The organism is Deinococcota bacterium (genome assembly GCA_030858465.1).
Classification (GTDB): domain Bacteria; phylum Deinococcota; class Deinococci; order Deinococcales; family Trueperaceae; genus JALZLY01.
The window spans coordinates 1-11,256 of sequence record JALZLY010000251.1 but is presented as its reverse complement, the minus strand read 5'-3'; the positions used below and the strand labels follow the sequence as shown (position 1 = coordinate 11,256).

Below are 11,256 nucleotides of genomic sequence, written 5' to 3'. Positions count from 1 at the left end.
CGCCCCTAGAGGGCGAGGAGCAGGAGGCTGAAGAGGAAGGGGCCGAAGCGGAGGCCGCCGCGGCGGCGGACGACGACTGCCTGAGGCTGCCCGAGCCGCGCGCGGCGGGGTTTGCGGTGAGCCACGGCGGCGGCATCTACGTGTTCGGCGGCGTCGTTGAGAACGAGGCGCCGAGAGACCCCGCCAACGAAGCGATCCGCGCCGACGACCGCGTCTACTCCCTCGACACGGCGCAGTTCCCGCTGCAGTGGCAGGAGATGCCCTCCATGAACGAGCCGCGCGAGCACTTCAACGCCGTGGTGGTCGAGGAGCGCATCTACGCGGTGCGCGGGCGCAACGAGGAGTCTCCGCGCATGCGCGGCCTAGAGTCCTGGGCGCCGGGCGAGGAAGCGTGGCAGCAGGAGGAGGAGGCGCCGATCGGCGGCAGCGCCGGCATCGTCGCGGCCATCGACCAGTGCATCTACGCCTTTGGCGGCGAGTTCACCCCCTTTACCCACACCGGCACGCTCCGGGCCTCGCAGGTCTTCCACGTGCCCAGCGGCGCCTGGCGCACCCTTGACAGTGACGTCCAGGACGAGCCCCTGGACGCCTCGGACGTCTTGCACCTGCACGGCGTCTTCGCCGCCACCTTCGAGGAGGAGGGCCAGACGAAGATCCTCGTGGCCGGAGGTGGCGACGAGGCCTGGGGCTCGCCCATCAGCAAGGTCCACATCTTCACCCCGCCGGAGGGTTGCGAGTAGCTGGAGTAAGGCCGAAGCGCTAGCGCCGGATCAGACGATAGAGGAGTGGGTAACGAGCCCCCACCCCTCTATCTCTTTTATCTCTTTGCTCAGTCGTCTGCAGTGCTGGAGCCATCCGCTGCAAGGCTGGTATAAGATACGGGCGGGAGGACGCGATGTCTCTAACGATCCTACTGGTGCTGTTCGCCCTGGCCGTGGCGGCAGTCTACTACTACAACCGCATCACGGTCCTGGAAAACCGCTTTCGCAACGCCTGGAGCCAGATCGACGTGCAGCTCAAGAGGCGCAACGACCTGGTGCCCAACCTCCTCGAGACCGTAAAGGGCTACGCCGCGCACGAGAAAGAGGTCTTCGCTCGAGTCGCCGAGTCGCGCGAGAAGATGATGCGCGCGGGCAGCGTCAAGGAGTCCGCCGAGGCCGCCAACATGATGACGGCCGCGCTCAGAAGCGTCTTCGCCATCGCCGAGAACTACCCGGAACTCAAAGCCAACGAGAACTTCCGGGTCCTGCAAGAGGAGCTCTCCGGCATCGAGAACAAAATAGCCTACGCCCGGCAGTTCTATAACGACTCGGTCCTCATGTACAACAACGCCATCACCACCTTTCCCGGCGTCGCCTTCGCCGGGCCGATGGGCAAGGACACGCAGGTCTACTTGGAGATCCCCGAGACCGAGCGCGAGGTTCCCACCGTCTCCTTCAGCTCTTAGCCCGTGGCCCAAGCGCCCGACGGCCTGCCCAGCGAGTCCGCCGACCGCCTGGGCCGGAAGATCAACCTCTATGACTGGAAGGCGGCCAACATCCGCGCCTCCTGGGGGCTCATGGTTGCCGTCGCGGTCGTCCTGGCGGGTGTCGCCTACTTAGCGGCGCAGGCCTTTGACCCGGCGGCGGCGGTGTTCTATGTGGGCATTGCCGTCTTTATCGCGGTGGCGCAGAGCGGAGCGGCCTACTGGTTCAGCGACAAGATGGCCTTGGCGGCCTCGAGGGCGCGCCCGGCGACCGTGAGCGAGCACCGCTACTTGGTCAACGTGACCGAGGCCGTCGCCATCGGCGCGGGCGTGCCGACGCCCAAGATCTACGTCATCGACTCGCCCGCGCCCAACGCCTTCGCCACCGGGCGCAATCCTGAAAACGGCGCCATCGCCGTGACCACCGGCTTGATGACGCTCTTGGACCGGCAGGAGCTCGAGGGCGTCGTCGCCCACGAGATGGCCCACATCAAAAACTACGATATCCTCTTCACCTCGCTCTTGGTGGCGATGGTCGGGGCTTTGCTGCTCCTTCGCGACCTGCTCTGGCGCTCCGCGCGCTACGGCGGCATGCGGGGCAGGGGAGGGGGCAGAAGGGGCAAGGGCGGCGGCGGTCAGGCGGTCGCCCTGGCGCTGCTCATGGTGGCGCTCATCCTGGCGCCGCTCCTGGGCATGCTCTTGCGCATGGCGGTGAGCCGCCGCCGCGAGTACCTGGCCGACGCCACCGGCGCCTTTATCACCCGCAACCCCGAGGGGCTGGCGAGCGCGCTCGAGAAGCTCAGGGACTATAAGGGCCAAGCCCTCGAGGTCTCTGAGTCGGTGCAGCACATGTTCTTCACCAACCCGGTCAAGAAGTTCAACGCTCAGGGGCTCTTTGCCACCCACCCGCCGCTCGAGGAGAGAATCGACCGCCTGCGCAGGCTGTAGCTCACCCTCTCACGGCACGTTTTACAGCGCATTTTACAGCGCGCTGCTACCAGTCCGACTGGCAAAGCAGGACGCATTTACGGTTCCGACCTCAGCGCCTCGACAACCTCCCGCACAATCTTTCCCTTCTCGGAACCGGCGGCGAACTTGTGGCTCAGTTGATACAAGGCATTGAAATCGGTGGTGACCGTGTGGCAATGAAAGTTCAAGACCAACTGCCCAAAGTGGTCCGGGTTCTGCTCCCCTTCACACGCCCATAGATAATGCTGAACCAGCTCGAAACGGGCGTCGCTGAACTCGTTGAAGAAGGCCAGATCGCTCAGAAGATCGCTAGCCGTTCGGTCTCTTTCCAAGCCGAAGAGCAGCAAGTCTTTGAGCTTTTGATTGCCTCCCTTATAGTGCTTTCTGATGAGCGGGTAATTGGGATGATCGGATGCCTTTTCTGCAAGATAGCTGCGGAGCACCCTTTCGCTGAGCTCCACCGAACCTTCAAGATAACCGACAAGAAGTTCTTGGTCAGCGCCCTCGGGCTTGGCTGACTTTTCCTCGAGTTCCTCGAGGTCGGTTTCGTCGTCAACCCACCTAAAGCCCAGGGCTTCAAGGCGGCTCAGCGCGTCGTCATGGTCCCCCTCGAAGGCCTCGGAAACCTTCTCGATCAACCACTCGTCCCTAAGCGTTTCAAAATCGTCATCGGTCATCCTCGCAATCATACTTCTCGGACCTTTATCCTGTTGCCTCTACGTTTGCGGCTATTCAAATGCTCCCTTTATCTGTTACTCTCCGTTCGCTCAAATTTTTCTGACTTCACAAAAATGTCCCAAAACTGCCATCCTTGGCGAGCCAAGGACGCCTGCACGCTCATACAACCCTAAATCCAGAGTCAATTGCTGTTCGAGTTAATGACACAGCATTCGCAAAACAATATTTCCAACCTTCTGCTCCATCAGTTTTATGGATGCAGTAGCACGAAAGCTTGTCAATGTTGCTCATAAGTCGCCTTCAAATGGGTGAACTGTGGACTGAGCGGACTCAATTCTGAGAAGTGGGTTTGGAATTGAGCGAACGGTGAGTATAACACGCAATTGTTACCGGACCTCGGCTTCGGTTAAACTCCTGCAAGGCAGAAAGTCGCCTGAAAACGCCAGTTTAGGCTCGAGTAGAAAACGACATTGGTTGTTCAGGCATTTGGGCTGGAGGCGAAGTAAATGAAAATAAGCTGGATGATCTTGTGTTCTATGCTTCTGCTCGTGCTTTCCGGGTGCGGGAATCGAGCTGTTACTCCTCAGTCAGAGTTTGCCGCAGCCAACCAGGCCGTCGAGCACTGGATGCACCAACACCCGCATGGCTGGATGTTGAACCTAAGCGACAGCCGCACCTTGACGCGTCCGGAATGGTCGAGGCCCTGCACGGAAACACCGGTGAGCGGATTCACCGCATTGCGCTACGCCTCCGGTGCGACGGAAATTGAGCTGTTCTTTGAGTGTCCGCTTGATGCCATTGCTCACGTCGAGGATCTCACTGCGGCCTTCTCACATGCAGTGCTCCAGAAATTACCGCACGGCATCGTGTCACCTGGTTGGCGCTTCGAGGTTTTGACGCCGACCAGCTCGATAAGCGAGAAGGTTACGTTTGCGGCTCCTTCACCCGGCCGGTTGCTCGTCGTGATTGAGACCCCACTCTATGCCGTCTATGGCCATAGTGTCCGGCCATCCTGTCAGCCGCCGGCGGACGCGCCCTCCCCTGAGGGCTGCTACCTCTTACGTGAACATCGCATCTTGTTGAACTTAAGCCTTGCGGTGCCGTTCCAGGGATCAGAACTGAATTGACCCGGCGTTTGGGCTCTCATAGGATTGCAGAGATCAGACTTTTGGGTGGGACGTGCGGAATGTCGGCCTAAGCTGTCATCCAAAGAAAAGCCCCGCTGAACAGCGGGGCTTTCTCTACGGTGAGTAGGGTCTAGACCTTGCTCTCCTCGAGCTTCTCTTCCTCGTCGGCCGTCTCTTCCCTCTCGGTCTGCTCGGCGACCGGCCTTCTGCCCTGGCGGAAGGCGGCGGTCAGGAGAGCGGCGGCCTCGGCGGCGTCGATGGCGTTCTCGGGGTCTTGGTCTTCCTCGGGGCGCGCTTCCACCACCGGCCTGGACGCTTCTTCAGGCTGCGGCTCAACTTCGGCCGCGGCTTCAGGGGTTTCGGCTGCGGGCGCCACGGTTTCAGGAGCTTCCGCTACGGGCTGCGCCGCGGCTGTGTCCGTAGCGGCGTCGGTCGCGGGCGCTTCGGCCTGAGCCGGGGTCTCGCCTGCTTCCGCCGCTGACTCGGGGCTGGCTTCGGGCTTGGCGGGTTCCTTCTTGTCGGCGAGGCCGAACTGGGCGAAGAGGTCGGCGTAGACGTCGCCCAACTTGGTCGTCGTCTTGCCTCCGGCGTCGGTGGCGGCGTAGGAGTAGTCGTAGTCGATCTCGCTCGAGCGGCGACCGCCACGGCGGCCCTTGCGGCCACCCGGGCTCTGGCGCTGACCGCCGCCCGCATAGGCGTAATCGCCACCGCCCTCACCCTCGGCGGCGGTGTAGGGCATGAGGCGCTTGCGCGAGAGGCTGGCGCGCTGCTCGATGGGGTCGATGTTCAAGATGACCGCCGTCACCTCGTCGCCGCGCTTGAACTGTTCGGCGACGTCGTCGATGCGCTCGTGGGCGAGCTCGGAGATGTGGATCAGGCCCTCGATGCCCTCTTCGATCTCCATGAAGACGCCAAACTCGGTGATGCCGGTGATCGGCCCGGTGACCTCGGTGCCGGGGGGGTAGCGGTCGGGGAGGCTGCTCCAGGGATCGGGTTGGGTCTGGCGCAGGCCGAGCGAGATGCGCTTTTGGGCCATGTCCACCTTGAGGATCATCGCCTCGACCAGGTCGCCCTCGGTGAGCACCTCTTTGGGGTGGCGGACGCGCTTCGTCCAGCTCATCTCGGAGACGTGGATGAGGCCCTCGAGCCCCGGCTCGATCTCGACAAAGGCGCCGAAGGGGGTCAAGTTGGTGACCGAGCCGCCAACCTTCTGACCGACGCTGTAGGTGGTCAGGACGTTTTCCCAGGGGTCGGCGATGAGCTTTTTCATGCTCAGGTTGATGCGCTCGCGCTCCAAGTCCATGTCCAAGACCTCGACATGGACCTTGTCGCCCACCTTGAGGACTTCCTTGGGGTGGTTGAAGCGGCCGTAGCCGATCTCGCTGCGGTGCACCAGGCCGTCGACGCCGCCCAGGTTCACGAAGACGCCGAAGTCGGTGATCTCGACGACCTCGCCCTCGAGCTTGACGCCGGGCTCGAGCCGCCTGAGGGTCTCCTCCTTGACGCCGACCATCTCCTCTTCGATGATGGAGCGACGCGAGATGATGACGCGGTTGCGCTTGCGGTTCAGCTCGATGATGCGGACCTTGAGGCGCTTGTCCACGTAGGGGGAGAGGTCGTTGATGCGGCGCACGTCGATCTGGCTGGCCGGCAAAAAGGCGCGGACGCCCAAGTTGGCGACCAGACCGCCGCGGACCTTCTCGACGATCTCGACCTCGACGGGCAAGCCCTTCTCGAAGATGTCCTGCAATAGGTTCCAGGCTTTTTCCTGGTCGGCGCGCTTTTTGGACAAGATGATGGTGTTGTTGGGAATGTCGGCGCGCACCACGTAGACCTGGATCTGGTCGCCGGACTTGACGTACTTGGCGGCTTCATCGGCCTTGACCTCGAACTCGTAGAGCTGGTTGTAGGGGATCAGCCCTTCGATCTTGGCGCCGACATCGACGATGACGCCGTCTTGCGAGAGCATGATGACGGTGCCGGTGGTGACCATGCCGCGGTGGATCGGCTTGCGGGCGAGCTGATCGTCGCTGGCGGCGATGACGTCTTCCATGGTCATCTCACGCTCTATGGCTTCCATCATGCTGCCCTGGTCGGCCTGGTCGGCGGGACCCCCGTCGACGGCGCTCTGCGCCTGCTCTTGCGCCGTCTCATCGCCAGCGTACGCCGTCTCTTCTTGGTCGGGCTGCGCGACGGCTTCGGACTCGGCGGTCATGCCGGTCGCTTCGGTGCTCGCTCCGACATCTTCGGGAAAGCTTTCGGGTTCAAGGTCAACCTCGAGTTCGGGTTCACGGTCGAACTCGAGCGCTTGCTCACTCTCGAAAGCACCTTCGGACTCGAAAGCGTCTTCGGTTTTCGCGTCGAGTTGCGCCTCCAAAGAATCCAAAGGGGGCGTCTCGCTCTGCTCGTCGCCGGGACGCGCGTCGTTTTGGGTTTCGTCCGCCACGTTGCCTGCTCCCTGTTCGGCAACCGCGGCTTGGGCCTCGTGGCGCTCGTCCTGATCGGCCTGGTCGGCGGCTGGGACAGGGATATCCGCAGCCTGGTTTCGTTTATCGTCCATTGAAAGGGGTTCCTCCTCGACTAATGTTCCTTCGTATCAACGTTTTATTCTACACAATAATGGGCGGTCACCGCAAGTCGCCTGGCGACGGCTCAGCAATTCGAAGTGAACATTTTATGAGAAGCGAGGGGAGCGTCCAAAACGAGCGGGCGAAAGGGCCGAGGAAGAGCTGAAGACGGATGACCCACCACCTGCTGACAGACCTGCTCTTCGCAGCGCGGCAGCAGGGCGGGCTGGTCGTCTGCGCGTCGGTCTACGCCGAGCTGCTCGCTTACCCAGGGGCTACAGGAGACTTCGTCGATGCCTTTTTGGAGGACACCCGGATCAACGTCGAAGTGAACCTTCCCCGACAGGTGTGGGCTCGAGCTGGTGAGGCGTTCAGCGCCTACGCCAAGCGGCGGCGCGAGGATAGGGCCGGGCACCCCAAGCGGCTGCTGGTGGACTTTGTGGTGGGGCGCACGCTCTCGTGATGGCCGACCACCTGCTGACCTTGGACGCGAACCGTTACCGCACCGCCTATCCCGAGCTTCGGCTTATGCCGGAGGGTGCCGCAGGGAAGACCAGTTGACCTGGCGCAACAGATTCCGTTGGAACGAGGAACAATCAAACAGTCAGGCGTCTCCGCTCGCTATGATACGGGCATGACCTTTGCCGTGCGCGCCGCCCGCCCCGCCGACCACCGGGCGCTCGCCGGCCTCCTGGCCGAGCTGTTGGGCCGCCCGGAGCTGTCCGGCGAGCTCGAGGCCGCCCTGAACACCAACCTGCTGCGCCTGCTCTCGGCGCCCGGCGCGGCCCTGCTCGTCGCCGAGAGCAAAACCGGCCTGCTCGGCTTCGTCTCCTTGTGGACGCGCTGGGGCCTTCTCGACGAGGCGCCGAGCGGTCACATCGACCGAGTGGTGGTGCGCGCCGGCTCACACGCCGGCTCAGAGGCCAGCGTGACGGCGGCGCTGCTCGAGCAGGCCGTCGGCGCCTGTCAGGCGATGGGCTGCGCTGAGGTCGACTTCGTCCCCGCCGAAGGTTCGCTCGTGCCGGAGGCGGCCCTGCGGGGGCTCGGTTTCGAGAGGGCCGCCGGGGGCTGGCACCGGCTCAGGGTGCTCTAGCCGCGACCGCCGCCCGGGCGAGGTCGCGGAAGTTCTCGAGGATCTTGAGGCCCACCCGCTGGCTCTTTTCGGGGTGAAACTGGGTGGCGTGGAGGTTGCCCTTGGAGAGCGCGCTCTTGAAGGCCGTGGGCCCGTAGCGCGTCACCGCGCCGGGCACGCGCGCGTCGGCGAAGTCCGCGTAGTAGGAGTTGGCGAAGTAGGCGTAGGACCCTGCCGGCAACCCCCTCAGCAGCGGCGGCTCGCCGTAGGGCTCGAGCCGGTTCCAGCCCATCTGCGGCACGCTCACCTGAGATGCGTCGAAGCGCCGCACCTCGCCCGCCAGGACGCCGAGCCCCGGCACCCCGGGCGCCTCCTCGGAACTGTTCATGAGGAGCTGCAGGCCCACGCAGATGCCCAAAAAGGGCTTGTTCGCGTCGATGTGCCGGCGCAGCACCGGCTCGAAGCCCGACTCCAAAAAGGCCTCCATGACCTGCCGGAAGTGGCCCTGGCCGGGCAGGACGAGCACGTCGGCCTGGGCGGCGGCGCCGGGGTCGGCCGAGCGCTCGGCCTCGAGCCCCGCCTTCAGAAGGGCCTTGTGGACGCTGTGCAGGTTGCCTGCGCCGTAGTCGATGAGGACGGTGTTCACGGCATACCCCTCATAACACGTCCCTCACAACCAGCCCCTCACAACCGGCCTCTCACAACAGGCCCTTGGTCGAGGGGAGCTCGTCCGTGGTGACGCGAGTGGCCGCGTAGAGCGCTCTGGCGAAGGCCTTCATCACCGCCTCGACGACGTGGTGGGTCTCCTCTCCTGTGATCACGCGCACGTGCACGGTGGCGCCCGCGTGGTTGCAGAAGCCGCGCAGAAACTCGCGCAGGTGGTGGGCGTTGAAGCCGCCCGCGTGGCCCTCGAAACCGCCCGGCTCGAAGGCCAGGAAGGGTCGGCCGGAGAGGTCCAGGACGACGTGAGCGAGGCTCTCGTCCATCGGCACCCAGGCGTCGGCGTAGCGCTCCAAGCCGCGCCGCTCGCCCAAGGCCCGGTGCAGGGCCTGGCCGAGGACGATGCCGCAGTCCTCGGCCAGGTGGTGCACGTCCACCTCCAGGTCGCCCTTGCCGGAGAGCTCGAGCGTCAGACGGCCGTGGCGGATGAGCTGCGCCAGCATGTGGTCCAAAAAGCCGTGGCCGGTCTCGGCGCGCCCGCCCGCGCCCGCGTCGAGCTCGAGGCGCAGGCGGATCTGCGTCTCCGCCGTGTCTCGGCTGATCTCGGCGGTTCTGGCCGGGGCTTGGCTAGACATGCTGCGCCTCGCCCGCCTTGACGACGTATGTCTCGGCAACCGCCCGCGCGGCAGCTATAAAGGCGTCGTTTTCCGCCCTCGTTCCTACCGACACCCGCAGGCAGCCCGAGAGGCCGTGCAGGCCGTCCTGCCGCCTGATGAGCACGCCGCGCGCCTTGAGGCCCCCGTAGAAGCCCGCCGCGTCCGGCACCCGAAAGAGCAGGAAGTTGGTGTGGGAGGGAAAGACGTGGAGGCCCAGCTCAGTCCCCAGCTCGGCGAGCGCCGCCGCCACCCGCGCCCGCTCGAGCAGCGTCTCCTCGACGCGGGCGCTGACGTAGTCGTCGGCGCCCAGGACGGTCAGGCCGACCGCGACCTGCAAGGCCGACACCGAAAAGGGCAGCAGCACCTTCTGGATCTCCTCGGCCAGGGCCGGTTGCGCCAGCATATAGCCGAGCCGCACTCCGCCCAGGCCAAAGGCCTTGCTCATGGTGCGCAGCGAGGCGACGTGGGGGTAGTCGCGGACGAGCAAACTCATGTCGCTGCCGGCGAACTGGGCGTAGGCCTCGTCTATGACCACCGTCCAGCCCCGCGCCGCCGCGGCGAGCGCGCGCAGCTCCGCTGCCGGCAGCAGGTTGCCGGTGGGCGCCGCCGGGTTGGCGATGAAGAGGACGCCCTGGCCGGAGGCGAGCTCCGCCTCGAGAGCGTCCAGCGGCAGCGAGAAGTCCGCCGCCAGCGCCACCTCGGTCAGCGCCGCGCCGAGCAGCCGCGCCTGCAAGGGGTAGATCGAAAAGGTCGGTTTGACCGTCACCACGCGCCTGCCGATGCCGCAGGCCTGCACCAGGGCGCCGATCAGGACGTTGGAGCCGTTGGCGACGACCACGCCCCGTTCACTCCAGCCGTGCCGCCGGGCCAGGGCGGCCCGCAGCGAGTCGGCGTGCATCTCCGGATAGCGGTGAAAGGCAATCTCGCGGAGCCGCGCCACGACCTCGTCCTTGAGCCCTTCGGGAAGGTCGTGGGGAGACTCGTTCTGGTCGAGCTTGACCGGGCAGTCGGAGGCGGTGAAGCTGTAGGCGGGCAGGTCGCTGACCTCTGGGCGAACCGTCATAGCCAGAAGTTTACCCTATGGCGGCTAGTTGGCGCGGCTGCGGGCGGTCTCGAGCAATTCGCTCAGCTCGCTCTCCAGGCCGCCGTCGAGGGTGGTGGCGCGCTCCCAGGAGCTCACCGCGTCGGCGTAACGGCCGAGCCGGAAGAGGGTGAGGCCCAGGTTCATGTGGGCTCTGGCGTTCTCTTCGTCGAGTTGGATGGCCCGGCTGATGTGCTCCAGGGCTCGGTCGAGGCGGCCTACCTGCAAGTAGGCATAGCCCAGGTTGTTGGCGATGACGGAGTTGTCGGGGTAGTCCTGCTGGGCGCGCTCGTAGGCGGCCACCGCCTGGCGCGGCTGGCCCGACAGCTGCAGCGCGAAGCCGTGATAGAAGGCCGCCACGCCCGAATCCTCGGCGCCGCGCGCCCGCGCGAACTCGCTCGCCGCCCGGCCCATGTCGCCGCCCTCGAGCGCCGCCAGGCCAGCCTCGAAGGGTGCTCTGGCCTCACCGCTCAGCTCGACCTCCTGGCCCTGGGTGATGCTCATCGCCTGCTCGACGACGGACCGGGCGCGGCGCACGTCGTCGTTGTCGGGCTCTAAGGCGATGGCCCGGTCGAGCGCGTCCAAGGCCTGGCTGTAGCGGCCGGCCCGGCCCGAGGCGATGCCGTAGAGCGTCCACAGCTGCGCGTCCTCGGGGCTGTTCTGGAGGAGCTCGTCCAGAAGCTCTACGGCGGCCCGGCTCTGGCCGGCCTGGATATAGATCTGCGCGAGGTTGACCTGGAGATTGGGGTCGGCGGCGGCCACCTCCTCGAGCGTCGCCTGAGCGCCGGAGAGGTCGCCCTGCCGGGCCTGCAAGATGGCCAGGCGGTTGACGGCGTCCAGGTTGCCGGGCTGGCGTTCGAGGCCGGCGCGCACGGCGGTCTCAGCGCCGGAGAGGTCGCCCTGGCGCTCGAGCAGGACGCTTTCGGCAAGTGCCAGGGCGCCGCTCTCGGGGTAGCGCTCCCGGCCCTGGGCGAGGAGCGC

General features: G+C 65.3%; 12 protein-coding genes. 6 read left to right on the top strand and 6 right to left on the bottom strand.

Annotated elements, in window-relative coordinates; translation table 11 throughout:
* The 3 genes from M3498_12645 to M3498_12635 form a co-directional block, all read left to right on the top strand.
* Positions 1-740, top strand: a 740-nt coding sequence (locus tag M3498_12645; GenBank protein ID MDQ3460130.1) for a hypothetical protein, incomplete at its 5' end; no start/stop codon positions are given.
* Positions 741-895: 155 nt separating this feature from the next.
* On the top strand, positions 896-1,447 hold the full coding sequence (locus tag M3498_12640) for a LemA family protein (GenBank protein MDQ3460129.1): 552 nt from the start codon (positions 896-898) through the stop codon (positions 1,445-1,447).
* A 3-nt stretch (positions 1,448-1,450) separates the two neighbouring features.
* Positions 1,451-2,413, top strand: coding sequence for a M48 family metallopeptidase (locus M3498_12635; GenBank protein ID MDQ3460128.1), 963 nt, complete (start codon positions 1,451-1,453; stop codon positions 2,411-2,413).
* A 77-nt stretch (positions 2,414-2,490) separates the two neighbouring features.
* Here the strand turns inward: M3498_12635 and M3498_12630 are convergent, their stop codons facing one another.
* Positions 2,491-3,111 (bottom strand): hypothetical protein, encoded by a 621-nt coding sequence (locus M3498_12630; GenBank protein MDQ3460127.1) that lies wholly within the window; start codon positions 3,109-3,111, stop codon positions 2,491-2,493.
* Between the two features lie 507 nt (positions 3,112-3,618).
* Here M3498_12630 and M3498_12625 point away from each other — a divergent pair.
* A complete protein-coding gene (locus M3498_12625) occupies positions 3,619-4,239 on the top strand; it encodes a hypothetical protein (GenBank protein ID MDQ3460126.1) in 621 nt (206 codons plus the stop codon).
* Positions 4,240-4,369: 130 nt separating this feature from the next.
* Here the strand turns inward: M3498_12625 and M3498_12620 are convergent, their stop codons facing one another.
* The gene (locus tag M3498_12620; GenBank protein MDQ3460125.1) at positions 4,370-6,454 is read right to left on the bottom strand and encodes a 30S ribosomal protein S1; all 2,085 of its coding nucleotides are present in this window, start codon (positions 6,452-6,454) and stop codon (positions 4,370-4,372) included.
* A gap of 524 nt (positions 6,455-6,978) precedes the next feature.
* On the opposite strand from M3498_12620, the gene M3498_12615 reads away from it, so the two are divergent.
* Together M3498_12615 and M3498_12610 are read left to right on the top strand one after the other, a co-directional pair.
* Positions 6,979-7,269, top strand: coding sequence for a hypothetical protein (locus M3498_12615; GenBank protein MDQ3460124.1), 291 nt, complete (start codon positions 6,979-6,981; stop codon positions 7,267-7,269).
* Positions 7,270-7,440: 171 nt separating this feature from the next.
* Entirely contained in the window at positions 7,441-7,899 is a 459-nt protein-coding gene (locus M3498_12610) for a hypothetical protein (protein ID MDQ3460123.1), read from the top strand.
* On the opposite strand, the gene hisH is transcribed toward M3498_12610, so the two are convergent.
* The 4 genes from hisH to M3498_12590 form a co-directional block, all read right to left on the bottom strand.
* On the bottom strand, positions 7,886-8,524 hold the full coding sequence (gene hisH, locus M3498_12605) for an imidazole glycerol phosphate synthase subunit HisH (protein ID MDQ3460122.1): 639 nt from the start codon (positions 8,522-8,524) through the stop codon (positions 7,886-7,888). The two genes, M3498_12610 and hisH, sit on opposite strands and share 14 nt — an antisense overlap.
* A gap of 52 nt (positions 8,525-8,576) precedes the next feature.
* The gene (hisB, locus tag M3498_12600; protein MDQ3460121.1) at positions 8,577-9,173 is read right to left on the bottom strand and encodes an imidazoleglycerol-phosphate dehydratase HisB; all 597 of its coding nucleotides are present in this window, start codon (positions 9,171-9,173) and stop codon (positions 8,577-8,579) included.
* The gene (gene hisC, locus M3498_12595) at positions 9,166-10,257 is read right to left on the bottom strand and encodes a histidinol-phosphate transaminase (GenBank protein ID MDQ3460120.1); all 1,092 of its coding nucleotides are present in this window, start codon (positions 10,255-10,257) and stop codon (positions 9,166-9,168) included. Before hisC ends, hisB begins: the two co-directional genes overlap by 8 nt.
* A gap of 24 nt (positions 10,258-10,281) precedes the next feature.
* Positions 10,282-11,256 (bottom strand): tetratricopeptide repeat protein (locus M3498_12590; GenBank protein ID MDQ3460119.1); only part of this gene is annotated, 975 nt, incomplete at its 5' end.